The 26,360-nt window shown below is 67.3% G+C and carries 25 protein-coding genes; 9 read left to right on the forward strand and 16 right to left on the reverse strand.

The window, feature by feature from the left end; genetic code table 11:
* Nucleotides 1-361: 361 nt before the first annotated feature.
* The 3 genes from rpsN to rpmB are packed head-to-tail and all read right to left on the reverse strand — an operon-like array spanning nt 362 to nt 1,075.
* Nucleotides 362-667, reverse strand: coding sequence for a 30S ribosomal protein S14 (gene rpsN, locus ARGLB_RS02525; protein ID WP_003798555.1), 306 nt, complete (start codon nt 665-667; stop codon nt 362-364).
* Nucleotides 668-671: 4 nt separating this feature from the next.
* On the reverse strand, nt 672-839 hold the full coding sequence (gene rpmG, locus ARGLB_RS02530) for a 50S ribosomal protein L33 (RefSeq protein ID WP_003798558.1): 168 nt from the start codon (nt 837-839) through the stop codon (nt 672-674).
* A complete protein-coding gene (rpmB, locus tag ARGLB_RS02535; RefSeq protein WP_003798559.1) occupies nt 839-1,075 on the reverse strand; it encodes a 50S ribosomal protein L28 in 237 nt (78 codons plus the stop codon). The genes rpmG and rpmB overlap by 1 nt, the downstream gene beginning before the upstream one ends.
* A gap of 541 nt (nt 1,076-1,616) precedes the next feature.
* Between rpmB and ARGLB_RS02540 the strand changes: the two genes are divergently transcribed.
* Genes ARGLB_RS02540 through ARGLB_RS02550 form a run of 3 tightly spaced genes read left to right on the forward strand, consistent with a single transcriptional unit; the run spans nt 1,617 to nt 4,433 of the window.
* On the forward strand, nt 1,617-3,083 hold the full coding sequence (locus ARGLB_RS02540; RefSeq protein WP_003798560.1) for a ferredoxin reductase family protein: 1,467 nt from the start codon (nt 1,617-1,619) through the stop codon (nt 3,081-3,083).
* Nucleotides 3,080-3,616 (forward strand): FMN-binding protein, encoded by a 537-nt coding sequence (locus tag ARGLB_RS02545; RefSeq protein ID WP_043417755.1) that lies wholly within the window; start codon nt 3,080-3,082, stop codon nt 3,614-3,616. The genes ARGLB_RS02540 and ARGLB_RS02545 overlap by 4 nt, the downstream gene beginning before the upstream one ends.
* Before the next feature lie 31 nt (nt 3,617-3,647).
* A complete protein-coding gene (locus ARGLB_RS02550; RefSeq protein ID WP_003798562.1) occupies nt 3,648-4,433 on the forward strand; it encodes an FAD:protein FMN transferase in 786 nt (261 codons plus the stop codon).
* A 74-nt stretch (nt 4,434-4,507) separates the two neighbouring features.
* Here the strand turns inward: ARGLB_RS02550 and ARGLB_RS02555 are convergent, their stop codons facing one another.
* Both ARGLB_RS02555 and ARGLB_RS02560 read right to left on the reverse strand, forming a co-directional pair.
* Nucleotides 4,508-5,269, reverse strand: coding sequence for an SGNH/GDSL hydrolase family protein (locus ARGLB_RS02555; protein WP_003798563.1), 762 nt, complete (start codon nt 5,267-5,269; stop codon nt 4,508-4,510).
* 76 nt (nt 5,270-5,345) lie between these two features.
* On the reverse strand, nt 5,346-5,831 hold the full coding sequence (locus tag ARGLB_RS02560; protein WP_003798564.1) for a MarR family winged helix-turn-helix transcriptional regulator: 486 nt from the start codon (nt 5,829-5,831) through the stop codon (nt 5,346-5,348).
* Nucleotides 5,832-5,929: 98 nt separating this feature from the next.
* On the opposite strand from ARGLB_RS02560, the gene ARGLB_RS02565 reads away from it, so the two are divergent.
* Nucleotides 5,930-6,214, forward strand: a complete 285-nt coding sequence (locus ARGLB_RS02565) for a YciI family protein (RefSeq protein WP_003798565.1) — start codon at nt 5,930-5,932, stop codon at nt 6,212-6,214.
* Here the strand turns inward: ARGLB_RS02565 and ARGLB_RS02570 are convergent.
* The 6 genes from ARGLB_RS02570 to ARGLB_RS02595 form a co-directional block, all read right to left on the reverse strand.
* Nucleotides 6,211-7,038: an SGNH/GDSL hydrolase family protein gene (locus ARGLB_RS02570; RefSeq protein WP_043417756.1), complete on the reverse strand. Its 828-nt coding sequence runs from the start codon at nt 7,036-7,038 to the stop codon at nt 6,211-6,213. The genes ARGLB_RS02565 and ARGLB_RS02570 overlap by 4 nt on opposite strands.
* A 221-nt stretch (nt 7,039-7,259) precedes the next feature.
* Nucleotides 7,260-8,333, reverse strand: coding sequence for a siderophore-interacting protein (locus tag ARGLB_RS02575; RefSeq protein ID WP_003798567.1), 1,074 nt, complete (start codon nt 8,331-8,333; stop codon nt 7,260-7,262).
* Nucleotides 8,330-9,157 carry an ABC transporter ATP-binding protein gene (locus ARGLB_RS02580; protein ID WP_003798568.1) on the reverse strand — a complete coding sequence of 276 codons (828 nt, stop codon included), beginning with the start codon at nt 9,155-9,157 and terminating at the stop codon, nt 8,330-8,332. The genes ARGLB_RS02575 and ARGLB_RS02580 overlap by 4 nt, the downstream gene beginning before the upstream one ends.
* On the reverse strand, nt 9,157-10,182 hold the full coding sequence (locus tag ARGLB_RS02585; protein ID WP_373279083.1) for a FecCD family ABC transporter permease: 1,026 nt from the start codon (nt 10,180-10,182) through the stop codon (nt 9,157-9,159). Before ARGLB_RS02585 ends, ARGLB_RS02580 begins: the two co-directional genes overlap by 1 nt.
* 119 nt (nt 10,183-10,301) lie before the next feature.
* Nucleotides 10,302-11,411, reverse strand: a complete 1,110-nt coding sequence (locus ARGLB_RS02590; protein WP_003798570.1) for a FecCD family ABC transporter permease — start codon at nt 11,409-11,411, stop codon at nt 10,302-10,304.
* 24 nt (nt 11,412-11,435) lie between these two features.
* A complete protein-coding gene (locus ARGLB_RS02595; RefSeq protein WP_003798571.1) occupies nt 11,436-12,557 on the reverse strand; it encodes an iron-siderophore ABC transporter substrate-binding protein in 1,122 nt (373 codons plus the stop codon).
* Nucleotides 12,558-12,763: 206 nt separating this feature from the next.
* Between ARGLB_RS02595 and ARGLB_RS02600 the strand changes: the two genes are divergently transcribed.
* Both ARGLB_RS02600 and ARGLB_RS02605 read left to right on the forward strand, forming a co-directional pair.
* Entirely contained in the window at nt 12,764-14,755 is a 1,992-nt protein-coding gene (locus ARGLB_RS02600; protein ID WP_003798572.1) for an MFS transporter, read from the forward strand.
* Nucleotides 14,752-15,300: a TetR/AcrR family transcriptional regulator gene (locus ARGLB_RS02605; RefSeq protein WP_003798574.1), complete on the forward strand. Its 549-nt coding sequence runs from the start codon at nt 14,752-14,754 to the stop codon at nt 15,298-15,300. Before ARGLB_RS02600 ends, ARGLB_RS02605 begins: the two co-directional genes overlap by 4 nt.
* A gap of 96 nt (nt 15,301-15,396) precedes the next feature.
* On the opposite strand, the gene ARGLB_RS02610 is transcribed toward ARGLB_RS02605, so the two are convergent.
* From ARGLB_RS02610 to ARGLB_RS02625, 4 genes are all read right to left on the reverse strand, one after another.
* Nucleotides 15,397-16,134 (reverse strand): hypothetical protein, encoded by a 738-nt coding sequence (locus ARGLB_RS02610; protein ID WP_003798575.1) that lies wholly within the window; start codon nt 16,132-16,134, stop codon nt 15,397-15,399.
* Nucleotides 16,135-16,314: 180 nt separating this feature from the next.
* Nucleotides 16,315-19,767, reverse strand: coding sequence for an ATP-binding protein (locus ARGLB_RS02615; RefSeq protein ID WP_003798577.1), 3,453 nt, complete (start codon nt 19,765-19,767; stop codon nt 16,315-16,317).
* Nucleotides 19,764-20,588 (reverse strand): DUF4194 domain-containing protein, encoded by an 825-nt coding sequence (locus ARGLB_RS02620; protein ID WP_003798580.1) that lies wholly within the window; start codon nt 20,586-20,588, stop codon nt 19,764-19,766. The genes ARGLB_RS02615 and ARGLB_RS02620 overlap by 4 nt, the downstream gene beginning before the upstream one ends.
* A gap of 2 nt (nt 20,589-20,590) precedes the next feature.
* Nucleotides 20,591-22,039, reverse strand: coding sequence for a DUF3375 family protein (locus tag ARGLB_RS02625; RefSeq protein WP_003798581.1), 1,449 nt, complete (start codon nt 22,037-22,039; stop codon nt 20,591-20,593).
* A 315-nt stretch (nt 22,040-22,354) separates the two neighbouring features.
* On the opposite strand from ARGLB_RS02625, the gene ARGLB_RS02630 reads away from it, so the two are divergent.
* The 3 genes from ARGLB_RS02630 (at nt 22,355) to ARGLB_RS02640 (ending at nt 25,880) form a co-directional block, all read left to right on the forward strand.
* Nucleotides 22,355-22,657: a hypothetical protein gene (locus ARGLB_RS02630; RefSeq protein ID WP_003798583.1), complete on the forward strand. Its 303-nt coding sequence runs from the start codon at nt 22,355-22,357 to the stop codon at nt 22,655-22,657.
* A 147-nt stretch (nt 22,658-22,804) separates the two neighbouring features.
* Complete coding sequence (locus tag ARGLB_RS02635) at nt 22,805-24,778, forward strand: acyl-CoA dehydrogenase family protein (RefSeq protein ID WP_043417763.1); 1,974 nt, start codon at nt 22,805-22,807, stop codon at nt 24,776-24,778.
* A 199-nt stretch (nt 24,779-24,977) separates the two neighbouring features.
* Nucleotides 24,978-25,880: a YrzE family protein gene (locus tag ARGLB_RS02640; protein WP_003798587.1), complete on the forward strand. Its 903-nt coding sequence runs from the start codon at nt 24,978-24,980 to the stop codon at nt 25,878-25,880.
* A 33-nt stretch (nt 25,881-25,913) separates the two neighbouring features.
* On the opposite strand, the gene ARGLB_RS02645 is transcribed toward ARGLB_RS02640, so the two are convergent.
* Nucleotides 25,914-26,318, reverse strand: a complete 405-nt coding sequence (locus ARGLB_RS02645) for a YchJ family protein (protein ID WP_003798589.1) — start codon at nt 26,316-26,318, stop codon at nt 25,914-25,916.
* Nucleotides 26,319-26,360: the final 42 nt, after the last annotated feature.

The following is a 26,360-nucleotide window of genomic DNA, read 5'->3' on the forward strand; positions in this document are numbered from 1 at the left end:
GGTTTCCGCTTGCAGGAAGGTCCCCGGCCCGTGTCCGGCACACCGCTAAGTGCACCGTTTTTCAGGCTGTCAGAATGGGGGTCGGTCGCTATCTTTCCGCTTCAGCGGCGGCGACTCGAATGACTTTACACGGTTCGGGGTGCGGGTGCAAACCAGCTCCGATTGCAGCGAAAACCCCGTCATTCCGGGGAAAAGCAGGCACCAAGCGCCGAAAAGGCGGGGGGTCGACGCCGTAATTCAATGATGTGTGGTGCGTCACCCGGCGACGGTCGCCACGAACGAGGGCGGTTTAACGCAAAGGAGGGCCGGCAACCATGTGGTCGCCGGCCCTCCTCAGGCAGCTGGAATCAGCGGTGCTGGATTACCAGGAAGACTTGGTGATGCCCGGGAGCTCACCGCGGTGAGCCATGTCGCGGAAGCGAACACGGGAGATACCGAACTTCTGGAAGGTACCGCGCGGACGGCCATCGATGATGTCGCGGTTACGCAGACGGATCGGGGAGGCGTTGCGGGGCAGCTTCTGCAGGCCGAGGCGTGCAGCTTCGCGTGCTTCGTCAGTCGCGTTCGGGTCAACCAGGGTCTTCTTCAGCTCGAGGCGCTTTGCAGCGTAACGCTCAACGATGACCTTGCGCTGCTCGTTGCGAGCAATCTTGGACTTCTTAGCCATGTGTTTAGCGCTCCTCTCGGAATTCGACGTGCTGGCGGATCTTGGGGTCGTACTTCTTCAGGACCAGGCGGTCCGGGTCGTTACGACGGTTCTTACGGGTTACGTAGGTGTAACCCGTGCCCGCGGTCGACTTGAGCTTGATGATCGGACGTACGTCCTTGTCCTTTGCCACTAGAGCTTCACTCCTCGCGCCAGGATGTCGGCGACGACAACGTCGATGCCGCGTACGTCGATGGTCTTGATGCCCTTTGCAGAGACCTGCAGAGTGACATTACGGCGCAGGGACGGAACCCAGTAGCGCTTCTTCTGGATGTTCGGGTCGAACCGGCGCTTGTTGCGGCGGTGCGAGTGCGAAATGCTGTGTCCAAAGCCCGGCTCGGCTCCGGTCACCTGGCAGTGTGCTGCCATGACGACTCTCCTCTGAAAAATGAATGAAACGGCGGGCAGAGTTCTGCTTCACCGTGCGGCAGGCGGCGTCCGCATCCAGTTTCACGCATCCGCTCGTTTCGACACCGGCGAACCGGGTTTACTGCGGCGGAATACGGTGAGCCACGAACACCTGGCAGTGGAAGCCACTGCGACGTGCCGGGATACTGGGCGAATACAGGAATGCACGCAACTTGAGCCCCTAACTACCGGCCTCCGGGGCTGTGAATACTGCCAACAGCCACCGCAAACCGGAGCAATTGCACACGCTCCGCGCCACCTAGCGCCAACCAAGTCTACGAGACACGCGAATTAAAGACCAATCCAGCGGGGAACGGTGTTATAGAGCAGCCCCGGATCTTGATGGCCCGGCGCCCCCGCGCGGTGCCGTCACGGTCGCCGCAGAGCGGCCCGCCCCTCTTCAGATGCCGCGCCCCGCCGTCGAGCGGGCCTCCTGGCAAGACATATCCGGAAAGAAGGCTCTTCACAGCAAAGTCAAAGGCTCGCAGCGGAATGTTGAGCCATGAACACACAGCTCTTGCCCTCCCCCGGGACCGGCACCCCGATGCGTCCGGACCGCCGGCCTGCTCCGGTTCGGGAGACCGGCCGCTTCGCCGGACAGCACCGGGGCAGACTTGTCCGCGCCGATGCCCTGCCGGTGACGGCATGGTCCTCGTTGGCCGCCTCGGTTGCTCTCTGGCTTGCCGACGGCGGCCTGACGGCGGCGTCCTCGCCTGCCGGACTGGTCACGGCGCTGGGCATTGTTGCCGGCCTTGCCGGCATGGACCTGGTGCTGCTCATGCTGCTGCTGGCCGCCAGGATTCCGTTCATCGACGGCGCGGTTGGGCATGACCGGGCGCTGGAGTTTCACCGGAAACTCGGGAAACCCTCGCTGTACCTGCTACTGGCGCACGGGCTCCTCATCGCGGTGGGCTACGGCATGGCAGAAGGGCTTGATCCGGTCAGCGAGGCTGTGGCGCTCTGGGTGCTGGTACCCGACATGTGGCTCGCGTTCATCTCCCTGGCACTCTTCATCGCAGTTGTTGTCACGTCCCTGGTGGCGGTCCGCCGGCGCTTCCCGTACGAATTCTGGTACGCCGTGCACCTGCTCACCTACGCAGCTGTGCTCACGTCGCTGCCGCACCAGTTCAGCGTGGGCGGGCTGTTCGCCGCAGGCACGTGGCAGCGCTGGTACTGGCTGGTTATCTGCATCGCCACCGGGGCCGCCCTGCTGTACTACCGGATCATCCTGCCGGTGCGGGCAACCTTCAGGCATCAGCTCACGGTTGAGCGCGTCACCTCCGTCGCTCCCGGGGTGGTCAATATCGAAATGAGCGGCCTGCAGCTCGGTTCGCTGGCCGGCAACGGCGGGCGGTTCTTCATCTGGCGCTTCCTCGCCCCGGGGCTGTGGTGGCATCCGCATCCGTTCAGCCTGTCTGCGGAGCCCGTGCGGACCGGACCTGACGGGCAGGGGCGGCTGCGGGTCACGGTTCGCGGTCTCGGCCGGGGCTCGGCGCAACTGCTCAGGCTCCGGCGCGGAACGAGGGTCGCCATAGAAGGGCCGTACGGGCTCTTCAGCTCCGCGGCGCGCAGCAAGGACCGCGTGGTCATGATCGGCGCCGGCATCGGCATTACGCCGTTGCGGGCCCTCCTGGAGACCACTCCTTTCGACCCCGGCCGGGCGACGGTTCTGCTCCGCGGGCACAGCAGCCAGGAGCTCTATCTGGGCGAGGAAATCCTCGAACTGTGCCGGCAGCGCGGCGCCACCCTGTTCCACCTGACCGGCGGGCGGGACCCCGGCTCACCTGACAGCTGGCTTCCGGCCGCAGAGCACCTCGCCGGGTATGCGCTGGCGGACTACGTTCCGGAAATCGCCCACGCCGATGTCTATGTCTGCGGTCCCTCGCGCTGGGCGGGCAACGTCCTGAACGCAGCCCGCGCCGCTGGCGTCGATGAGGATCAGCTCCATCACGAAAGGTTTGACTGGTGAGAATCCGAGCAGCAGTTTCAGCCGCCTTGGCTTCGGCCGGCATCCTCCTGGTCGGCTGGCAATCAGGTGTCCATGTGGCCGATACCCGCAGCGCGGTTGCGGCTGCAGCAACGGGAAACCAGGCTTCCGGGGCGGGCACCACGGACAGCAGCGGCACCGCGTCGTCGGGATCCGCGGCGTCGTCCGGGACGACGGACAGCTCCGGAACGGCGGGCGCATCCGGCGGGGCGGGAGCCGCGGGTGCCGCGGCCAAGGCCGGCGGCACGTACGACGGCGATGTGGTCCAGACCCGCTTCGGCACCGTGCAGGTCCAGATCACCGTGAAGGCTGGGCAGATTACCGACGTCACGGCCCTGAAACTCACCGACGCCGAGGGCCGGTCCGTGCAGATCAGCAATTACGCCGCCCCCATTCTCCGCAGCGAGGTGCTCCAAGCACAGTCCGCTGACGTGCAGACCGTGGGTGGAGCCACCGTGACCAGCGACGCCTACCTCACCTCTCTCCAGGCAGCCCTCGATGCAGCAAACCTCTGAACCAAGGCTCCGGGCCCGGACCTTCACCTGTATGGGAACCGTCATCAGCCTGACCGTCTCTGCGGACGCGCACAAAGCACCCCAGGCAGCGGCGGATGAGCTGGAAGCGGCAACCGCCGTCGTCGAACGCCTTTTCACTGAACTGGACAGCATCTTCAGCCTCTACCGCCCCGATTCAGAGGCGAGCAGGCTGGTGCGCGGCGAGCTCGCCCTGCCGGAGGCTTCCGGGGAAATGCGGGCGCGATATGAGGAGGCGGCCGAGTGGAGGCTCCTCACGGAGGGTGCGTTCACGCCGGAACGTCCGGACGGGGCGCTGGATCTCTCCGGAATCGTCAAGGGGCACGCCATCAGGGAAGCCGGCATGTCGCTGCTGGCGCTCGGCATGGCCAACTGGTGCCTGAACGCCGGCGGGGACGTGCTGGTCGGCGGCTCCCCCAATCCCGGTACCGATGTGCCGTGGCGGGCGGGGATTGTTGATCCGGCGGACCGGAGGACCCTGCTGGCCGGTTTCCCGCTGGGCGGGGCGGCGCCCTGTTCGCCGGTTGGAAAGACGGCCGACGGCGGGACCCGCGTTGCGCTGGCCACCTCCGGCTCTGCTGAACGCGGGGACCATATCTGGAGCGTCACGGCCGGAACCGCGGAATTCCGGCAGGTCTCCGTCGCTGCAGTGGACGTGGTCACCGCCGATGTTCTGGCAACCGCGATCGTAGCCGGCGGGGTTCCGATGCTCAACCGGGCCACCGCCATGTGGGACATCGAGGCGCTGGCCGTGCGTGCAAATGGCGAGCTGCTGGCGACGGGCGGATTCCGGCGGTAGTTTGGCTTGCCCGCCTGGAGCCGGGTGAGCTGGAGCCGGGTGAGCTGGATCCGGGTGAGCTAGAGCCGGGTGAGCTAGAGCCGGGTGAGCTGGGCGTACCTGGGCTGAAGGTTGTCGCCGGAGGACTTGCCCGTGACCCGCCGGACCACCCACGGCGCGGCGAATTCCCGGACCCAGCGGGCGTTGGCCCTTAGCGCATCCGCCTTGCTCAGCTCCGGGACAGGGGTCATGGGTGGAACCTCGATGGAGTGCTCGTGTTCGAGGACCGTCAGGACGCGCTTGGCCATGTTGGCGTGGCCGGCGGCGGACATGTGCATCCGGTCTCTGGCCCACATGCCCCAGTCGTAGTATTCGTTGAAGCGCCAGTAGTCCACCAGGAGGGCTCCGTGGTCCCCGGCGATGCCGCGCACGAGTTCGTTGTAGATGGCCGTACGCCCCCGCATGGTGCCGAAGACCTTCGAGCCCCGCGCGTCGAAGCCCGTGAACAGCACCACGGTGGCGCCCGTGGCCGCGAGCTTCCCGACGGCTTTTTCGTAGTCCGCGAGCAGGTCGTCGATGTCGATCTTGGGGCGGAGAATGTCGTTGGCACCGGCGTAGAGGGTTACCAGGGTGGGCCTGAGCGCAATGGCGGCGTCCACCTGCTCGGCCAGGATCTGCCGCAGCTTGCGGCCGCGGATGGCGAGGTTGGCGTAACCGAAGCCGGGGTCGGCCAAGGCCAGCTGCTCCGCCACCCGGTCAGCCCAGCCGCGGACCCCGTTGGGCCGCGTCGGGTCGTCGTCGCCCACTCCTTCCGTGAAGGAATCTCCGAGGGCAACGTAGCGGGCCGTGAAATCCATGGGAGCAAGTCTGCCACCCGTTGCCGGGAGCAACCAAGACTGGTCCGTCCGCGGTCCCGCTAGCGTCTGGGCGGTGCTACTGCTGCCGCTCGCGGAGGATCCAGTGGTTGCTGTCCAGGCGGGCCACAATTTTTTCGCCGATGCGGGCGAGGTCCGCAACATCACGCTCAGTCAGGGCATCGAGAAACAGCGAGCGCACGGATTCAACGTGGCCCGGCGCCAGCTCCACGATGGTGGACATGCCCTCTTCGGTGAGGTGCGCGGTGGTGACCCGGGCGTCTCCGGGATGCGGCCGGCGTTCCACCCAGCCGCGGTTCTGGAGCTTGGTGACCACATGGGACAGCCGGGAAAGGGAGGCGCTGGTCCGTGCCGCCAGTTCGCTCATCGGCAGGAAGCGGCCTTCGGCCTCGGAGAGCATCGCCAGGACGTTGTAGTCGAACAGCGACACCTTGCCGGCGGCATGCAGCTGGGTATCGAGCGACGCGGGCAGCATGGTGTTGATGCTCAGCAGGGCAAGCCAGGCCCGGCGTTCATTGGCGTTCAGCCAGCGCGGTTCGGTCATTACTCCATCCTAGGAGAACTAACGCTTGACGGTTCAAGGCAGGTTCCCGCGGCGGCGAGTCGCCGGGCGGCCAGGGCTCTGGCGGTAGGCTGGCGGTCATGTACGTAGTTTCCCTCACCTACAAAGTTGCCCAAGAGATCGTGGACCAGCACCTGGATGCCCACGTGGACTGGCTGAAAGATGCCTTCGACGAAGGCGTCTTCATCGCCGCCGGCCGCAAGGTTCCGCGCACGGGCGGCGTGCTGCTCTCCAGGGCCGACCGTCCGACCCTCGACGAGTCACTGGCCAAGGACCCGTTCAACGTGCACGGCGTAGCCGACTTCGACGTCATTGAATTCGCCGCAAACCGCACTGCACCGGGGTTCGAGAACCTGCTGGACTAGTCGCGCGGCTCCATCAGCTTTTTCAGGCCGCCTTTGCGCGGAACCTTCACCGGCTGCGGCCAGCGGGGGCTAAGGCTATCGCCCAGAGTGACGCCTCGGAGCTTGCGGCCAAACAGCGGCAGCACCCAGTCATTGACCCAGCGCCGCTGCCGCCGCTCCCAGTCGCGGAGCGTCGTCCTGGCTGGCGGCTCCCACTCCTTGAGGCTGATCTTGTGCGGCACACCCAGGTGGTCCAGAACTTGCGCCGCGAGGTATTTGTGCCCGGCCTTGGACATGTGCAGCCGGTCGGTGTCCCACATCCTGCGGTCATGGAAGGCCTCGAAACACCAGTAGTCCACGAGCACAGCCCCGTATTTGGCGGCGAGCTCACGGACCCGCCGGTTGTATAGAGTGTTCCGCTTCTTCAGCGGTTCAAGCACAGCGGACACCTTGACGTCGAACCCCGTGAACAGGACCAGGGTGGCGCCGGTGGCCGCCAGCCGGGCCACCACTTCCTCGTACTGGGCCAGGAGCTGATCCATGTCAGTGCCGAAGTCCAGGATGTCGTTGCCGCCGGCATAGAGGGTGATGAGTGTGGGCTCCATGGCGATCGCCTGCTCCAACTGCTCATCCACGATATGGCGTAGCCGTTTGCTCCTGATCGCCAGGTTGGCGTAATGCCAGCCGGGTTCTGCCTTCGCCAGCTTCTCCGCCACGCGGTCCGCCCAGCCGCGCACGCCGTTCGGCATCCGGGAACTCCGGTCGCCCACGCCTTCGGTAAAGGAATCCCCGACGGCGACAAACACCCGCCGGCCCCGGTCGGGAAGCAATGGAGAGACACCCACCCCGGCAAACTACACACACGGGGCAACATCCAGGGAAACCCCAGATGAACACCGATGCTCTCAGTTCCTGCAAATCCTCTAAACGCCCTCTCACCGTTGGTTTTCTGGTGAGAGAGCGTTGGGGGAAAACCAGCCAAAAGTGAGAGAGCGTCCGGGTTGAAGCGACGAAACCTGAGGAAGCGTCCCGGCTCAGGCGGCAAAAGGTGAGGGAGCGTCCGGGGTCAGAGCTCGGCCTTGCCCTGGCGCCAGTAGCCCATGAAGGCCACCTGCTTCCGGTCGATCCCGACGTCGCGGACCAGGTAGCGCCGCATCTCCTTGATGACACCCGCCTCGCCGGCGATCCACGCGTAGAACGGCAAGGCACCCGCGGGCTTGTCGGGGTTCTTTGTGGCGCTGACAGCGGCGGCGTCGAGGCGGGCAGGGGTTTCCCAGAGGATCTCCTGGTCAACGTTCACGTCGTCGGGTTCCGGACCGGCGGCTTCGGCGGACTTGATGCCCACCCAGCCCGGCACGGGGACGGCCGCCCTGACCGCTTCCTGAAGGAGTTCGCCGTGCGGCCGGGACCTGCCGATCGAGGCGCCGCGCGCCAGCCAGGTGATTTCGACGTCGGCCGCCGTTTCCAGGTCCAGGAAGTCGCCGGCCTCCGGCACTTCCAGGAAGGCGTGCCCGGTCATGTAGTCGGGCAGGCGTTCGAGAATGGCGCTGATCGCGGGGACAGCCGTCTCATCGCCGGCCAGGAGCACACGCCCGGCCAGGCCCGGCCGCCATTCGATGCCCGAATACGTTTCCGCGGTGATGCAGTGCGCCGCCCGGTTGTTCGGCCCGATCAGGGTGAGGGCGTCACCCGGCTTGGCCGTCAGCGCCCAGTTCGCCGCGGGACCACCGTTGCCGTCGGCGTCGAAATGCATCACGAAGTCGACGTCGATCTCCGGGTAGACGGCGTCCAGCCGGGACTGGCGGACGGTGTAGGTGCGCATGGAGCCCCGCGTGGCCGGATCCATGGCCAGCCACTCCTGGTACCAGCCGCTCTCCTCCATCCGGAACTTCGGCAGCGGAATCCGGCTGCCCTCCGGCGACAGCGACGGGATCATGAGTTTGATGCGCAGGTCCAGGCTGTCCCCGTGGACACCGAAGTCGCGCAGCGAGTAGCCGCCGAACGTCACGCGCCGGAAGTTCGGGCTCAGCTCCTGCACGGCCGAGACAGTGACATCGAACGCCAGGGTCATCGGCTCGGTGGCGAGGCCGGGACGGTCCGTGACGGGGGTGCGGGCGGAACTATTCTGTGCTGCGCTCATGAGGCCATCTCCAGGGTCGTGGTCGAAACTTTTGGGTCAGCGTGGTGCCTGCCGAGGGGGATGATCAGCGGGGTGCCGGACACCGGGTCCGGGACCACCCGGGATTCCAGCCCGAAAACGTTCCGGACCAACTCCTCGGTGATCACGCTGGACGATGCGCCCTCGGCCACGATCTGCCCGGCCTTCAGGGCGATGACATGGTCGGCGTAACGCGCGGCAAGGTTCAGGTCGTGCAGCACGATCGCCACGGTGGTGCCGCGCTGGCGGTTGAGGTCGGTGACCAGGTCCAGCACCTCAACCTGGTGCGCCAGATCCAGGTAGGTGGTGGGCTCGTCGAGCAGCAGCACGTCCGTTTCCTGGGCGAGCGCCATGGCGATCCACACCCGCTGGCGCTGCCCGCCGGAGAGCTCGTCGACGTTCCGCCCGGCGAGCTCCAGCGTTTCGGTGGCTTCCAGCGCCCGCTGCACGGCGGCGTCGTCCTTCTCCGACCAGCTGCGGAAGAAGCCCTGGTGCGGGTACCGCCCGCGGCCCACCAGGTCCCGGACGGTAATGCCGTCCGGCGCCGTCGGGTGCTGCGGGAGCAGGCCAAGGGTGCGGGCCAGCTCCCGCGCCGGGCGCGAGTGAATGTCCTTGCCGTCGAGGGTGACGGTGCCGCCGGCGGGCTTCAGGAGCCGGGACAGGCCGCGCAGGAGCGTGGATTTTCCGCAGGCGTTGGCGCCCACGATCATGGTCACCCTGCCCTCGGGGATCTCCGCCGTGAGGTTTTCCACGACCCGGCGCTGATCGTACTGCAGCGTGAGGTCCCGGGCTTGCAGAACAGCCATCAGGCATCCTTTCGGTTGGACGTGACCAGGAGCCACAGCAGGAACGGGGCGCCGAGGGCGCCGGTGACGACGCCGACCGGCAGGACGGTGCCGTCCAGCAGCAGCGGGGCGATGTTGGCGGCGAAGTAGTCCGCCGCCAGGACGATCAGGGCGCCCACCAGGGCCGACGCCGGGAGGCTGGAGCGGCCGGTGAAGCGGCGCGCGATGGGCCCGGCAAGGAAGGCGACGAATGCAACCGGCCCGGCAGCCGCCGTCGCCACTGCCGCCAGCGCGACGGCGGTGAGCACCAGACCCAGCCGGGTGGCACCCACCCGCACGCCGAGTCCCGCGGCGGCGTCGTCCCCGAGTTCGAGGATGCGCAGCGGCCCGGCCAGCAGGGCGGCGGCCGGAACCAGGACCGTCAGCGTCAGGGCCAGCACGCCCGCACGGTCCCAGCTGGCGGAGTTGAGCGAGCCATTGATCCAGATCAGCGCCTCCGCGGCGGTGCGGATGTCGGCCCGGGTCATGAGGAAGCTGACCATGGCGTGCAGCGCGGCGGCGATGCCGACGCCGGCGAGGATGAGGCGGCTGCCGGCGGCGTTCCCGCGGCTGCCGCCTCCGAGGCCCAGGGATCCGCTGCGGGAAATGCTGTAGATCAGCGCCGCCACAGCCATCGCACCGCCGAGGGCAGCACCGGACACCACAGCACCCGAGGCACCAAACGCGACGATGGCCAGGACGGCTGCGGCGCTGGCCCCGTAGCTGATGCCGATCACGTCCGGGCTGGCCAGCGGGTTGCGGAGCATGGTCTGGAACAGCGCGCCCGAGAGCCCGAAGGCCAGGCCGATCAGCGTGCCGATGACCGCCCGCGGCAGCTTGGCCTCCATCACGATGAAGCTGGCACCGGGGATCTTCTCGCCGCCGGTGAAGTGGGCGGCGAGGATCTTGAAGAAGTCGGGGATGGTCACGGTGTAGCTGCCCAGCAGGATGCTGGCAGCCAGCAAAAGCACGACGCCGACGGCCAGTACCGCCGTCCGGTTCACCAGCCGCCGGTTCAGCACAGTCCGCCTGTGGTTCGAAGCGCGAACGGGCAGATAATGCCCGGTTTCCGGGGTTTTGCGGGCATTATCTGCCCGTTCGCGCAGGGGGATGGGGGCCTTCGGAGTCACAGGCCTGCCCCCTTGCCGCGGCGGACCAGCCACACGAAGACAGGAGCGCCGATCAGGGCCGTCATGATCCCGGCCGGAACCTCGCCGGGAAGCAGGATCACGCGTCCCACGACGTCGGAAACGAGCAGCAGCGCCGGCGCAAGCACGGCGGAGAACGGCAGGATCCAGCGGTAGTCGGGGCCGGTCAGGGAGCGGACGGCGTGCGGGACAACGAGGCCCACGAATCCGATGGGGCCGGCCAGGGCGGTCGCCGACCCGCACAGCAGGACGATGCCCAGCGCGGTGACTGCCCGCGCCAGCCCGACGTTCTGGCCCAGCCCGCGGGCGACGTCGTCGCCGAGCGCCAGGCTGTTGAGGACCCGTCCGGCCAGGAGCACGATCAGTGCACCCACGATGAGGAACGGCAGGCCGGGCAGCACCACGGACCAGTCGCGCCCCGCAATGCCGCCCACCTGCCAGAACCGGAAGCGGTCCAGGGTGTCCTGGCTGGAAACCAGGATGACGTTCATGAGGGAGAACAGCCCCGCGCTCAGGGCGGCGCCCGCCAGGGCGAGCTTGACCGGCGTCGCGCCGTCCCGGCCCATGGACGCGATGAGGTAAACGACGACGGCGGCAGCGGCCGCGCCGATGAAGCCGAACCAGATGTAGCCGGTCAGGGAAGAGACGCCGAAGACGTAGATTCCGGTGACCACGGCCAGGGCGGCGCCGGCGTTGACGCCGATGATGCCCGGGTCCGCCAGCGGGTTGCGCGCCACGCCCTGCATGGCGGCCCCGGCCAGGCCCAGCGCCGCACCGGCGAGCAGGCCCAGCACGGTCCGCGGGATCCGGGCGTGCACCACGGCATGGTCGCCGTCCGCCGGATTGAACTGGGACAGGGCCTGCCACACGGTTTCCAGGGACAAGCCCCGCGCGCCGACGGCAAGCGAGGCGCAACAGACAACAACGAGCACGACGACGGCGGCCAGCAGCCAGGCGGTGCGCGGCCCGCGGACCTTGCGCGCAGGCTGGGCGCGAACGGACAGTCGGGGCCCCATGGCTGCGGCCGCAGGGGCCCCAAGTGTACGTTCGGACCGGGTGGCGGGGGCCGGCGTCGTGCTCGGTGTCATCAAAGGGTGCTTACGTGACCGGGCTTACTTGACCGCGTCTGCGGCTTTAGCCAGCTGCGGCAGGAACGTGTCCAGCGACCACGGCAGGCTCAGCGGCGAGGAGGCCGAGATGGACAGGGTGAGCGTGTTGTCCGAGTCCGCGACCATGGCGCCGTTCTTGATGGCCGGGATCTGGCCCAGCAGCGGGTCGGCCTTGATGGATTCGGTGGTCTTGGCGTCCGGAACCCAGGTCACGAAAATGTCGGACTCGAGCTCGTTGGCCTTTTCGGCGGACCACGGGATGAAGAATTCCTTGGACCCCTTCGAGTTCTCCTCCACCACCGGGGCGAGCTTCATGCCGATCTCGCTGAGGAAGCGCGGGCGGTTGTCGTTGGCGGTGTATACGTTCACGCCGTCGCTCTTGGCCGGCTCGAGGTTGCCGTAGATGTAGCTCTTGCCCGCGAGCTGCGGGTAGGCGGAGACCTTGTCCTTGATGGTGGCTTCGGTGTCGGCGATCAGCTTCGTGGCCTCGGCTTCCTTGCCCAGAGCCTTGCCGATGATGCTCGTGGAGTCCTGCCAGGACGTGCCGTAGGCCAGCTCGGGATGCGCAACCACGGGAGCGATTTCGCTGAGCTTCTTGTAGTCCTCCTCCGTCAGGCCGGAGTAGGCACCCAGGATGACGTCCGGATTGAGCTTGGCGATTTCAGTGAAGTTGATGCCGTCGGCCTCGGAGAACTGGACCGGCGCCTTGTCCGAACCGAAGCCCGCGCCGAGCTTCTCCAGCGCGGCGTCCTTCCACGGCGTGGAGCCCTTGGCGTTGCCGCCCCATTCGTTCTTGGGCACGCCCACCGGGACCACGCCCAGCGCGATTGCAACGTCGTCGTTGACCCACGAGACGGTGACGACGCGCTTGGGCTGCTCCTTGATCGTGGTTTCACCAAAGACGTGCTTGATGGTCACCGGGAACTGGGCGCTGGCGGACGATGCGGCGCTGGTTTCCGAAGCGGTGGAGGCCGGACCGGTGGAGCATGCAGTCAGGGAAAGAGCCGCGGCGGCGAGGACGGCGGTGGCCTTGCCGGCGGTCTTGAGGAGGGAGAGGCGCGTTGTGCCAGCGGGAGCGGAACCGCCGGGAACGGCCGACCGGCCGGGGAAGAGGGGGGAAGTCACGGAACTCCTTAGGTGAATGAAGCGAACCCAAGTAAGGCTAGCCTATCCTTCCGAAGATTACGAAAGGTTTGCGTCACGTAATTGCCCGAAGTGGCAGGACTAACGCCCCGGCGCCTTGCCAGCCAGGGGTGAACAATGGTTCACTCGAAGGGTAAACGCCCGTTCACCCTCATTCCGGGCGCCGTCCCCACAAAGGCCCGCCGCACATGACAGCACCCTCTGCCCCGAAGCCAACCCGCAGCCCGTCCGCGATCACCACAGTCCTGGCGCTCAGCGGCACACTCGTGGCACTCATGCAGACCCTCGTGGTGCCGCTGCTGCCCGATTTTCCGCGGATCCTGTCCGTCACTCCTGACGACGCGTCCTGGCTGGTGACCGCCACGCTCCTCGCCAGCGCCGTCGCCACCCCGATCGTGTCCCGCAGCGCCGACATGTACGGCAAGCGGAAGATGATGGTCATTTGCCTGGCCATCATGGTGGCCGGCTCGGTGATGGCCGCCCTCGGCGGGACCTTCCTGTGGCTGATCATCGGGCGGGCCCTTCAGGGGTTCTCCGCGTCGCTGATCCCGGTGGGCATCAGCATCATGCGCGATGAACTGCCCAAGGAAAAGATGGGCTCCGCGGTGGCGCTCATGAGCGCCACCCTGGGCATCGGCAGCGCCCTGGGCCTGCCGCTCGCCGGCCTCCTCTATGAAAGCCTCGGCTGGACCTCAATTTTCTGGGTTTCCGCGGCCGCCGGGACGCTGCTGCTGCTGGCGGTGGTGCTCGTGGTGCCGGAATCCAAGGTGCGCACCCCCGGCCGCTTCGACTACGCGGGCGCGCTGGTGCTCTCCGGTGCACTCGGATCGCTGCTGCTGGCCATTTCCAAGGGCGGCACCTGGGGCTGGGGCTCGGAACCTGTGCTCCTGTTATTCCTCGCGGCCGCGCTGCTGCTGGCCGTCTGGATTCCCTACGAGCTCAGGGTGGGCCAGCCCATGGTGGATCTTCGCACCACGGCGCGGCGGCCGGTCCTGATGACCAACCTTGCGTCGTTGCTGATCGGTTTCGCGATGTTCGCCAACATGCTCCTGACCACCCAGCAGCTTCAGCTTCCCCTCGCCACCGGCTACGGCTTTGAACTGAATGTCATCACCGCCGGCCTCTGCATGGTGCCCTCCGGACTGGCGATGGTGGTGTTCGCCCCGGTGTCCGGCGGCATCATCCGGCGCTTCGGCGGCCGGTCCGCCCTGATGACCGGTGCCGGCGTGATGATCGTCGGGTACGTGGGGCGGGTGTTCTTCTACGACTCCATCACGTGGGTGATCATCGGCTCCACGGTGGTGAGCGTCGGCACGGCCATTGCCTATGCCGCCATGCCAACGCTGATCATGGGAGCCGTCCCGATCACGGAGACCGCCTCCGCCAACGGCCTGAACAGCCTGGTCCGCTCCATTGGCACGTCGACTTCCAGCGCCGCCGTCGCCGCCGTGCTCACCTCGGTCACCGTTCCGCTCGGCGCCGCCCGGCTGCCCTCGTTCGATGCCTTCAGGGATGTGTTCTGGATGGCCGCGCTGGCGTCCGCCGCGTCCGTCCTGGCAGCCATCTTCATTCCCCGCATCACCACCCACCGCCCCGCTGCGCCGGCGGCAGCAGAGCTGGTGGTGCAGGGGCGCGTCCTGGCACCCGACCACCGCCCGCTCACGCCCGCCGTCGTTACCGTCCTCCAGACTGAGGGCGAGCCGGTGGACTGGAGCCGGGTGGACACCGACGGCAACTATTCCGTGGCGCTGCCGGGTGCCGGGAAGTACCTCGTGGTGGCCAACGCTGCGGGCTGGGCGCCGATGGCGGAGGTCTTCGATTTCGACGGCCGCACGCTGAAGCAAAACTTCCTCCTGCACGAGCGGCTGGAAATCAGCGGCCGGGCAGCCATTGGCCGCAGGCCCGTGGCCGGCGCCGTGGTGACGCTGCTGCGCGCCACCGGCGAGCACGTGGGCACCGCCAGGACGGACGACGACGGCGTGTACACACTTCCGCTGCCCGCCGCCGGACGCTACATAGTGACTATGCTTCATCCCGTGACTCATCAAGCCGTGGCGCGGAAGCTCGCCGTCGACAACCGGTCCGTGACCGTGGACCTTACAGCCGAACACCTCCCCCAGCGGACCGGCGCAGAGCGGACCGCCGCGGGCCGGACCGGCGGGGAGCCGGTGCGGGCATGAGCAGCCCCAGCCAGGAATCCATTCTCACCGCGGCCGGGCGGCTGTTCGGCGAACGCGGCTACCGGGCCGTGACCGTCCGCGACATCGCTGCGGAAGCCGGGGTTTCAGCGGCCTTGGTGATGAAACTGTTCATCTCCAAGGCCAAGCTGTTCGCTGCTGTGCAGCCGGACGAGTCGCTGCTCACCGAACTGACCGTCCCGGCGTCCGAGCTCGGCGGCGCGCTGGTGTTCCGCGTGCTGATGCGGCGGGAACGCGGCATGCAGGAACCCTGGGCCATGATTCCGATCAATGTTCACGATGCCCCGGACCCCGACGCGTCGCGGAACGAACTGCGCGAACGCTACCTCGGCAGCATCGCCAAGCTGATCGGCGATGCGACGCCGGACCGCCGCTATGCCTCGACGGTCACCGCGCTGATGACCGGGTTCGGCGAAACGGTCCGGACTTTGGGGCTCTTCGACGGCTGGGACTTTGACGAGCTGGTGGCCTACTACGGCGGAATCGTCCAGACCCAGATCGACGCCTGCACAGCCGCACACTCCTAAACGCCCCCAAACGCAGAACCGCTGGTTGAGCTGGTCGAAACCCAAAGGTTTTCGACAAGCTCAACCAGCGGACCACTCAATCAGCAGTGAGTCGGGTTAACGATACGAGATGCTCAGCAGCAGCGCCTTGAGGGCCTGCCCTTCGGCGCCTGCCAGCCAGGACTTGGCCGCGGCATCATTGGCGAAAGGCTTCTCGATGAACTGCACGTCCGCCACGATCACGCCGTCGCCGGCGCGGATGATGCCGTCAAGCGCGGTGCCCTGTCCTGACTTGGGGGCCCCTGCCGCCAGGTGCATGCGGTAGGTCGCGTTGCTGTCCATCCGGTCCACATAGAACGCGTACTGGGCGGCAGGCGCGGGCTGCGCCGCGAGGCCCGGTACGGGTGCGGACTCGAAGACTGTGCGGGTCACCGGGTGGGATACGCCGTCGGCGATCCGCCCGGAATACACGGTGGCCTGCTTCGTACCGCCGGCATCGACAACCGTCGCCGTGGCCGAGTCCGACGGCGAGCCGGAGCCGGTGAAGAGCTCAACCTTCCAGTCGGCCGGGTACTTGAAGGACACGTGGCCGTTCGGGAACGTGAACGTCTTGACGTCGGCAGCCGGGGCCGGCGACGGCGAGGTACCCGGATTCGCCGCACCGCCGGCCCCCGCGCCGCCTCCGGCGGAGGCTGACGGGGTCGGTGAAGCCGACGCGGTCGCGGACGTGGCCGGGGAGGACGACGACGGAGCCGCCGCAACCATGGCGCCGCAGCCGGCCAGGGAGAGGGCGGCGGCGGCAAGGGCAGTGACGACGGGGGCGCGGAACGCAGGGCGCATGGTGGTGCCTTTCATGATGACGCCGTCAAGCTCGCAAGGGGCTGCTCTTGCCCGCCGCGTGGGAATGCCCTGACCCTGTGGAGCGTGTGGCGAAGACTGGTGGAGTCACCACAGTGGCACGCCAAAACAGCCCGCCACTAGTGCCGTCGCAATAAATCCATCGATTTGTTATGAACCGCACCAAAGCGTCACGGACTAGCGCAGCACGATATCCACGGGATTGGCTTCGGACCGCCACTGCCTTGCTGTTCCCGGTTTCGGGGTGATAACAGGGGCGGTGAGCACGCCGGAGCGGTTGGTTCGCCTGTCCCGCAGGATCTCGGTGACCGAGCCCAGGTGCCGGGACAGGTCGATGACGTTCTCCGGTGCCGCAAGGAGCAGCTGGAAGCCAAACTCATGCAGCGCCTTGATGCCCGCGCCGGCGAACTCCTCGGAAGCCAGCACAAAAGCCTCGTCCATCATCACCGTGCCGTACGTGGTGAAGCCCTGCTCGGCGATGCCCAACTGGTAGCTCAGCGCCGCCGCCATGATGAACGCGGTGAACCGCTGGCGCTCACCGCCGGACATGGAGCCCGTGTCGGCATGCATGAACACTTCCGTGCGTTTGCCGCCCTTCTTCCCGGGGGCGTCCACCTCTCGGTGCTCCTTGCACTGGATGAAGAGGTGGCCGCGCACGTCCAGCACCTCGGCCCGCCAGCGCCGGTCCTCGGGGGTCTGCGACCCCAGCCGCTTTACCAGCGTCTCCAGCGACTTGTAGCGGGCGGTCAGTTCGGCGTCGTCATTCTGGCCCGCATGGGCGTTTTCCGTCTTGCCGTGCCGGGTGTGCCGGGTCTTCAGGGCGTTCTGGATGGCGTCCTTGAACTGCTTGGCCGTGGCCGGCAGGGTCTGCTTGATGTCGAGTTCGAGGTAGCTGCCTTCGTGGAAATTCACCTCGGACAGGATTCCGTTCAGCGGCAGGATCCTGCTGGTGATGGAACGGCGCTCCTCATCCAGCAGGTGGAGCAGGGTGCTGAACGACTCGTGCGTGCGCTGGTTGAAGAACTGCCGGAATTCGGTCTCCTGCGCGGGTAGCCCGTCATTGATGATCGCGTGGTAGCGGGCCTCGAACTCGCCGACGGCGCCGATGGACGTGCCGTGGTCGGCCGAAATGGCGGTGCCCCAGTCGCGGACGAACCCTTCGAAGATCCGGGTGAGCCGCTCCGACGTGGCCTGGGCGCGGGACTCCGCACCGTGCAGGTCACCGAGCAGCTGGGTCCGCACCCGGCCGGCGAGGTTGTCCAGTTCGTGCATTTCCGTGACGTCGGCGAACTCGGCGAAGTAGGGCGCCAGCGCTGCGGTGGTGGAGTCCGACGGCGGGGCCTGGTTCAGGCGGGTACGTGCGGCTTCCAGCAGCGAATCGGAGGCGGTGAGCTGCTGGTCCAGTGCCTTGTATTCGCTCTGCAGCACGGCGGCGGCCTCGGTGCTGGACTGGTGCTTTTGGCGGGCCGCTTCGATGTTGGCGCGAAGCGGTTCGAGGTCGGTCTGGGCGGCGAGGGCGTCCTTGAGCCGCTGTTCAATCCTGCTTAGCTCGTCTGCAGCAACCGCCGCCGAAACCTGTTCCCACGGGCGGTCGTCCTCGGCAACCCTGCGGAGGGCCTCGAGCTGGCGTGACAGGCCCTGGTGTGATTCCTCGCGGCTTTGGGCCAGCTGCGCCGCCTTCGCCAGTTCCTGGCGCAGGTCTTCCGCCTGCCCGGCCACGAGCTCCAGCTTGGAGGCGTTGTCGAACCCGAGGACGTAGTCCTGGCGGCTGGTGAAGCGGTCGTCCTTCTCCACGGTGTGCCGGTTGCGCTTGACCACGCCGCCCAGGCTCAGGCCCTTGTCCAGGGCCGCCAGTTCGTCGGGGTTGGCCACGCACGGGTACGCGAAGTCAAGCGCGATCCGCTCACGGATCCACATCCCGGCTTCTGCGTTTGTCCCGGTGGTGAGGATGTCCAGCTTGGTCAGCAGGTCGCCGTCGGCCACGTCCTCCACCGCGAGCGCTGCCCCGGCGAGCGGCTTGGAGACGTCCACCGCGCGCAGGGCGCCGCGGACCGTGTGGTCATTCAGGTAGCGGGTGACTGCCGCGAAATGTTTGCCCGGAACAAGCAGCGTGGTGGCCAGGTTCCGCAGCGCACGCTCAGCGGCGGGTCGCCACTGCTCCTGGCCCTCGGCAAGGTCGATCAGCTCGCCGCCGAACGGCATCTGCTCCTCGGGTACGCCGGTGGCCGCCGCAATCGCGGCCCGGTTTTCAATGCTCGACGGCGGCAGCAGGGACTTGCGCGTTTTCAGCGACACAAGCTCCTGTTCGGCCGCGGCATGCTCGCGCTTCTTCGCGGCATGGGCGTCGAAGGCCTCGAAGCGGAGCTCCTGCAGGGCCGCGGAGTCATCCTTCAGCTCAGCCGAGCGGGTGGCAGCCTGCTCGTGGGCCTGCTCCCAGCCTTCAGCCGTCCACTCCAGATCCAGGCCAGCGTCCGCCAGCGCCTGCCGGGCCGCCTCTTCCACCTGCTGGCGGAGCTTCAGGCCCACCCGGGCGTTCTCGAGGGACTGCTCGATCGAGGAGATGGCGTTGCCGCCCTGGTTGTTGTAGTCCGCCTCCAGCTGCCGGAGCTCCTTGGCCAGCCCGTCCCGGACGCCGCGTTCCGCTGCGAGCTCCTTGGCCTTCGTCTGGGCGAGCGCCTTGAAGCGGGCCAGCGTCTTCTCGTGCACGGTGACGGCAAGCTGCTGCCGGTAGGCCTCGAACTCCTCGCCGGCGAGCTCGCGGAGCCGGTTCGCGTCCAGCAGCGACTGGGCGTACTCCCTGTTCAGGGCCGGGACGGGGGCCAACTGGTCGCGCTGCTGCCGGACATCCTCGAGCCGCTGCCGGATGGACATGAGGTTGCTGAATTCCTCGACGACGTCGTCCGCCGCGGCCAGGGTGGCCGGCGCGTCCAGCACCTGGTCTCGGAAGAACGTGTTCACGCTGCCGCCCAGGCCCTTTCCGGCCTGGATGACGCGGAGCAGGGGCAGCGCCTGGTCCGAGTTGATGCCCAGGAGCCGGCGGAACCGCTCCGCAAACGCCTTATGGACATCAAAAACCTGGGCGTCGGGGAAGATGTTTTCCAGCGCAGCCTTGGTGAAGCGCTTCTCGGCGATGCCCTCGATCGCGGCGAGGTCCAGTGGCCTGGTGTCGATCAGGTAGTACCGGCCGACGCTCGACTCCGTACCGTTCTTGGGCAGGTCGAACAGCGCCGACACCGTCACCCTGGTGCCCGCCGCGTTGTCGAATGTCAGGGCGACGGCGGACCAGGTGGCGCCGGGACGCTGGAACGCGCTGGCCGAGCCCTCCCCGACGGCCTTGTCCCCCACCTTGCCGCGCATGTATGTGAACGTGGTCCGCTTGTCCTCCACGGCTCCCGAGCGCTGCGCGGCTGCCTCGTTGGAGCGCGGCCGGGCATCGAACACCCGCAGCATGGCGTCGAACAGCGTCGACTTGCCCACACCCGAGTTGCCTGTCAGCAGGGTGCCGTTGCGGTCCACGTGCATCGTGTGGGCGCCATGGAAAGTTCCCCAGTTGACCACCTGCACCAGGGCCAGGCGCATCTGGCCCGGGTTAACGACCTCGCCCAGCGGGAGCATGCTTGCGATACTCACTTGGCTTCTCCGCCCGTGGCCGGTGTTTCGTCGCTGTCCGCTTCTTCGTCACTGACGGAGCGGTCGGCGTCGAGTTCTATGAGTGGTTCTGTCCCTGACGGGTCTGCCGTGGCGGCTATCAGGGCTTCGATTTGGGCGGGGATGTCGCCTATGTTGTCGAAGGGGAGGGCCAGGGGCAGGGCGTTGGAGATGGTGTAGACGTCGTCCAGGCCGGTGGTGAGCAGGAGCTGGCGGGCGAGGAGCTTGGTGATCGCGCGGTTCACCACGTCCGAGTCGCGCAGGGCGTCCTGCTGGCCGGCCGGCTGGTAGTGCGCCACGAGTTCGGCGATTTCTTCGCGGGTGATGGTGGGGTCCGTCTGCGCCGTGACGTGGCGGTCCAGCAGGAGCCGGAGGCGCAGCAGCACGATCGTTTCCACCCGGCTCAGGGCACGCTGCTGGCGCAGGATGCTGGAGCGGGCACTGCCGCCGATCGCCTCGGGGTCAACGGGACGCAGCACCGCGATCTTGCGCTCGTGGTCCAGCTGCAGCGTGAGGAAAAGCTCGGACAGCCGGCTGCGCAGGATCAGCTGGTTGTCCAGCAGCGTTGTCCAGAGTTTCTCGTCCCGGCCGCCGTCGACGTACGGGCCCTTCAGCAGCTTCACGAGGGCCTGGCGGACCTTCATGGGCAGCACACCGGTATCACCGGGAAAGAGTGCGGCGCCGTCCACAAACGTGTCGCGGGGGGTGACGCCGCTACCCATGGAGCTTGCCGGCATGGCCGCGGATTCGGCGGGCTCAACCACCGGGGAATCGGCGTCCGCCGTCGTCATCTCTTCAGTCATCGCTAATCCTTCTTGAGCGTGACCACCGGCAGGTATGCCTTGCGGGTGGTGCCGTCTATCTGTTCGAAGTTGAGGGCCTCATATGCCAGCTGGTCAAAGCCGGCGCCGGTGTGGAGGGCGTGCGAGAGGAGCGCGCGGATGGAGTTGATGTGCTGTTCCTCTGGCGGAAGCTGCTCCCAGGCCTCGGCGAGCGTGGAGGCGCCGGCAGCCGCGGCGCGGATCGCCTCCGGCCTGGCCTTGGCGGTCCGCGGGGAGCGGACCCGGTCCGAGTCGCTGAACGCGATGGGGTCGGCGAGCTTGGGCGGGGCAGCAAACTCGTCCGGGTCGAAGAGCTTGACCATGGCGAGCGATTCGAAACCGGCGTTGAACAGTACCGGCCCGCGGACCAGGCCCGGCCGTTCGCGCTCGTAGGGCATGGACCGGATGGCCTGCTCCGCCTCGCGCAGCACCTTGCGGAGGCGCACCGACTGGCGGAAGTCGTCGCTCTGGACGTAGGTGTTCAGGCTCTCGCTGAGCTTGCCGTAGATGCGCTGGATCTGGCTGTGCTGCTGCCGGAGTTCGGCCACCAGGTTTTTCAGGGTCTCCCGGTCTTCCGGCGACAGGTCGTCTGCGAACTGGCGGCTGAGCACCTCGCCGATCGCGGAGCGGAAGCGCAGCTGCTGCTGCGGGTCCTCGAGGAAGGCGGTGAAGGAACGGAAGGTCCTGCCCTCCGGGCTCTGGCGCAGCCGCTTGTCCGCCTCAAGGACCTGCGCCATCGTGGCGCCCTTGGTCAGGGATTCCTCGATGATCTGGTTCCGGAGCTCGCCCACGAGCTCCTCGATGCGATCACGCATCTTCTTGTAGTCCGCGGGCAGGCTGGCGGCGAGATCCAGGATGTTGCCGGCTGCTTCCACAGCCTGGTCGTCGTCGAGCAGGCCGTCGAAGTCACCGGAGCTGATGTCCTCGATCAGCTGCTGCCGCTCCTCGATCTCCTCCTCCAGCGCTTCCAGCCGTGCACTCTGGTCCGGGTTGGTCTCGTTCGCGAGCTTCTCCACGTCACCCAGGAGTGTGCCCAGCCGGGAGCCGTTAAGCGTGGACCTTTCGCTGGAGAGGCTGTCCAGGAACGCCAGCACGCGGGCGGCCGCCTCCGTGACTTCGTAAACGATCTGCCCCGATTGGTTCCGGCGGGTCAGGAACTGCTTGCGGGTCCACTCATCGCCGAAGGATTTTCCGTTGGCATGCCCGCCCAGCCCCGGCTCCTGGCGGCGCAACTGCTCAAGGAAGGAGTCGACGTCGGCGTGGAATTCTTCCAGCGGAAGCTGCGGCCGGGTGCGGGTAAAGGATGCCTGCAGGACCGCGATCACCCACGGGGCGGAACGGGTGAGGGCCCAAGCCGGTCCCTTGGTGAGGAGCTCAAGGTCCCTGAGCCTTGCGCTGATCGCGTCAGCGGAGGACGTGGCGGACCGGGGCACACACTCTCCTAGCAACTTGGGGGATGGTCTGGGCAGCGGAAACCCGAAAACTGCCAACTACAAGGTTAACGCAGAGCTGCAGGCCGGCCCGCGCCGTGATCCCACACCCACCCCGAAACGGACGTCGCTGCCGGTCAGGCAACGTTACGGGTGTGACAGATGAGGTTTTCGCAATCACTCTGTGACCTACGCGGGAGTATTGTCTCGATCCCGTATCAAGGCGGCCACAGCATGGCCGAAACGCTGGAGGAAGCTTCGCTCCTGGCCCTAGTCTCGAGCTACTGATCCATCCGCAGCAACGGCGCAGGGGGAAGCATGCAGTTCGACTTGAGTGCAGTGGAGACAGCCACCTTGGTGTTCATCGGAACGCTGGCGTTTGCACTGGTGCTTGTCTTGTTCGTGGCGGCGGCGGCATTCGCCGCGCTCGTCCTGGTAGGCGTGGGGAGGCTGGCCTGGCTGGTCATTGCCGCTGCGCTGCTCAGGACCGTCCACGGGATCAACCACGCCTGGGACAGCCTGGTGCACCATGCCTCTGCGGTCGAGTTTCCCACGGAATTTCAGGGGCAACCGTCCCCTAGCACCGGAACCTACCCGCGGGTAGCATTGAGGGACAGCTGAAGGGTTCTCCACCCGCGGCGGACCCAGGGCTTGAGCCGGTCATCCGGTTAGAGGAGATGCCCCGTGAGCTCCGCCATTGACAGCCAGGCGGCTGGACGCCCGGCCACAACCACCACAGCTGAGGACGGCACTGGCGCCGTCCCGCCCATCGACAGTCCGGCGTCCGAAACACCCGTCGCTCCAGAGAAGATCGGTGCGGGCGCGTCCGCCCAGGACGCCCGTGCCATTGCCGAAGCAGCCCGCGAAACCGAGTGGGTCAGGCCCAGCTTCGCCAAGGGCCTGTACCTCGGCAGCTTTGACCTGGGCCTCATCCATCCCTGGCCCGCCGCCAGACCCGATGACGTGGAACGCGGCGAGGCCTTCATGGCACGGCTGACGGAGTTCTGCCGCACCATGTCCGGACGGACCATCGAACGCGACGCGAAAATTCCCGACGAATACCTCCGCGGCCTGGCAGAGCTGGGCGTGTTCGGCATGAAGATTCCGCAGGAGTACGGCGGCCTGGGTCTGTCCCTGGTCTATTACGGCCGCGCGCTGGCTCTGCTCGGATCCGTGCACCCGAGTCTGGGCGCCCTGCTCTCCGCCCACCAGTCCATCGGCGTGCCGGAACCGGTGAAGGTGTTCGGCACGCCCGAGCAGAAACGCAAGTATCTGCCGCGCTGCGCGGAGGGGGCGGTCACGGCATTCCTGCTGACCGAGCCCGACGTCGGCAGCGACCCCGCCCGGATGGGCAGCACCGCTGTTCCCACTGCCGACGGCGAGTCGTACGTTCTGGACGGCGTCAAGCTCTGGACCACCAACGGCGTGATCGCCGAGCTCGTGGTGGTGATGGCGGTGGTGCCGCAGCACACTGACGCGGGCGGCACCGTCCACAAGGGCGGCATTACCGCCTTCGTCGTGGAAATGGACTCCCCCGGAATCACGGTGGAGAACCGCAACACCTTCATGGGACTGCGTGGCATCGAGAACGGCGTCACCCGGTTCCACCAGGTCCGTGTGCCCGCTGCCAACAGGCTTGGCCGTGAAGGGCAGGGACTGAAGATTGCGCTCACTACCCTGAACACCGGCAGGCTCTCGCTGCCGGCGCTGTGCGTGGCGACGGGCCGCTGGAGCCTCAAGATCGCGCGGGAATGGTCCAACGCCCGCACTCAGTGGGGGCGCCCGGTGGGCAAGCACGAAGCAGTGGGAAAGAAGATCGCGTTCATCGCCGCCACGGCATTCGCCCTTGACGCCGTGTTCGAGCTGTCCGCCGAGATGGCCGATGCCGGGCAAAAGGACGTGCGCATCGAGGCGGCATTGGCCAAACTGTGGTCCACCGAGATCAGCTACCGGATCGCGGACGAACTCGTACAGATTCGCGGCGGCCGCGGCTATGAGACGGCCGATTCGCTTGAAGCCCGCGGCGAGCGTGCCGTCCCCGCGGAGCAGCAGCTGCGGGACCTGCGGATTAACCGCATCTTCGAGGGTTCGTCGGAGATCATGCGGCTGCTGATAGCCCGCGAGGCCGTGGACGCGCACCTCGCCGCCGCCGGGGACCTGGCCTCCGCCGAGGCGAGCCTTTCGGACAAGGCGCGGGCCGCCGTCGGCGCCTCCGGCTTCTACGCAAAATGGCTGCCCAAACTGGTAGCGGGCGCCGGCATGGATCCGCGCTCCTACAGGGATTTCGGGCGGCTGGCCAAGCACCTCCGCTTCGTGGAGCGGTCCTCCCGCCGGCTCGCCCGCCAGACCTTCTACGGCATGGGCCGCTGGCAGGCCCGCCTTGAGCACAAACAGGCGTTCCTGGGCAGGATCGTGGACATCGGGGCCGAGCTCTTCGCCATGGCCGCCAGCTGCTCCCGCGCCGAGATGCTGCTCCGCACGGCACCCGAACGCGGCGCCACCGCATTTGAACTGGCCGACGCCTTCTGCGAGCAGGCACGCGTCCGCGTGGACGAGTACTTTGACCAGCTGTGGCGGAACACCGACGACGGCGACCGCGACCTCGCGCGCAAGGTGCTGGCCGGCAACTACACATGGCTGGAGGCCGGTGTACTGGACCAGTCCGAAGGGACCGGCCCCTGGATCGCCGATGCCTCCGCCCGCAAGTCGACCAAGGAGAACCTGCACCGCGCCTACCGCTGACCGCGCCAGGTAACGGGCGTCTGCCCCTGATTCCCCTGCCCCTGACAAGGAAGACGCGCCACACCGCGATACTAAGCATCCTTGCTAATGCCCATTGAACGGAGTTAGCTAGAAACTGAGGCCAGTGCCTTGGCCTCGGCATTGCGTTGCCCGGCTTAGGCCCCTGAGCCCGGGTCCGTTCAATGAAAGCGAGTCGCTGATGAGTACCCCAACAGGCTCCGGGGACAGACGCCCCCGGCGCACTTTCCCTGAATCAGGCACATCCGAAACCAGCAGGCCCGAACACAGCGCGGCAGACGCCCCCACGGAAGCCACGCCTGTCTACGATGCCACCCAGACCCGGCGTTCAGCAGCCCGCCCCGGCGCCACCGTCACCGGCGCCGGTGCCTCGACTGACACGCACACCCGGGCCCTCAACACCACGGACGCGGACTCGCCGTACGCCGAGCGCGACTACACACCCGACAATGAACCGCACGGCCGCCTGGACACGGCACGGCCCGAGGACCCGGCCTTTGCCACCCGGGAGATGGCCGCGGCCCGCGAACGGGAGGCGTTTGGCGGCATTAAGATCGGCTCGGCGTTCTTTGGCTGGCTGGCCGCCACGGGCATGGCCGTGCTGCTGACCGCCCTGGTCGCCGCGGCCGGAACCGCCGCGGGACTTGCCACGAACACCGACGTGAACACCGCCGTGGGCCGGGCCGCCTCGAACCAGACAGTGGGGATCGTGGGCATCATCGTCCTGCTGGTCATCCTCTTCGCTTCCTACTACAGCGGCGGTTACGTCGCCGGCAGGATGGCACGGTTCAATGGTGCGAAGCAGGGGTTCATGGTGTGGATCTGGGCCCTGATCGCTGCTGTGCTGGTGGCCGTGTTGGGCATGATCGCCGGCGAGCAGTTCAATATCCTGGCGCAGCTGAACAGCTTCCCCCGGATTCCAGTCAATGAGGGCCAGGTGACCACCACCGGCATCATTGCCGCCGTCGTGGTCGCACTGGTGGCGCTGGTAGGTGCCGTCCTGGGCGGCATGGCAGGCATGCATTTCCACCGCAAGGTGGACCGCGCCGGCTTCACACCCACCGCGGATTATGAGGAGCACTGAATAAGGAGGACCGCTGACCGGCTGCCGGATTCCCTAACGGTGAAGCGCGACGGCGTCCACGTAGTACCAGCGCCGGTCCACCCTGAGGAAGCGGCTGGTTTCGTGGTGGACGCCGCGCCCGCCGTCCTGACGGAAGTGCGCCTTGAACTCCACAACGCCTTCGGTGTCGAGCGGGCCGCCCCGCTCGACGGACACGATGTCCAGCCGCCGCCACTCCAGGCCCGGGTCGAACTCCAGCTCCGCGGGCCGTTTGCTGGAGTGCCATGTTTTCAGGAGGTAGCCGGCATCCAGCAGGACGAAGGCGGAGTAGCGGGAACGCATCAGCTGCTCGGCGGTGGCTGCCTCCGCCGCACCGCTGTGGAACCGGCCACAGCAGTCCGCGTACTGCTCGCCGGAAAGGCACGGGCAGTTACCGGAAAAGGGTTCTGGCTCGGTCATGGCATCTTTCGGGAAGGTGGTGGGTCGCTGCTGAATCAGACT

Source organism: Arthrobacter globiformis NBRC 12137, from assembly GCF_000238915.1.
Taxonomy (GTDB): domain Bacteria; phylum Actinomycetota; class Actinomycetes; order Actinomycetales; family Micrococcaceae; genus Arthrobacter; species Arthrobacter globiformis.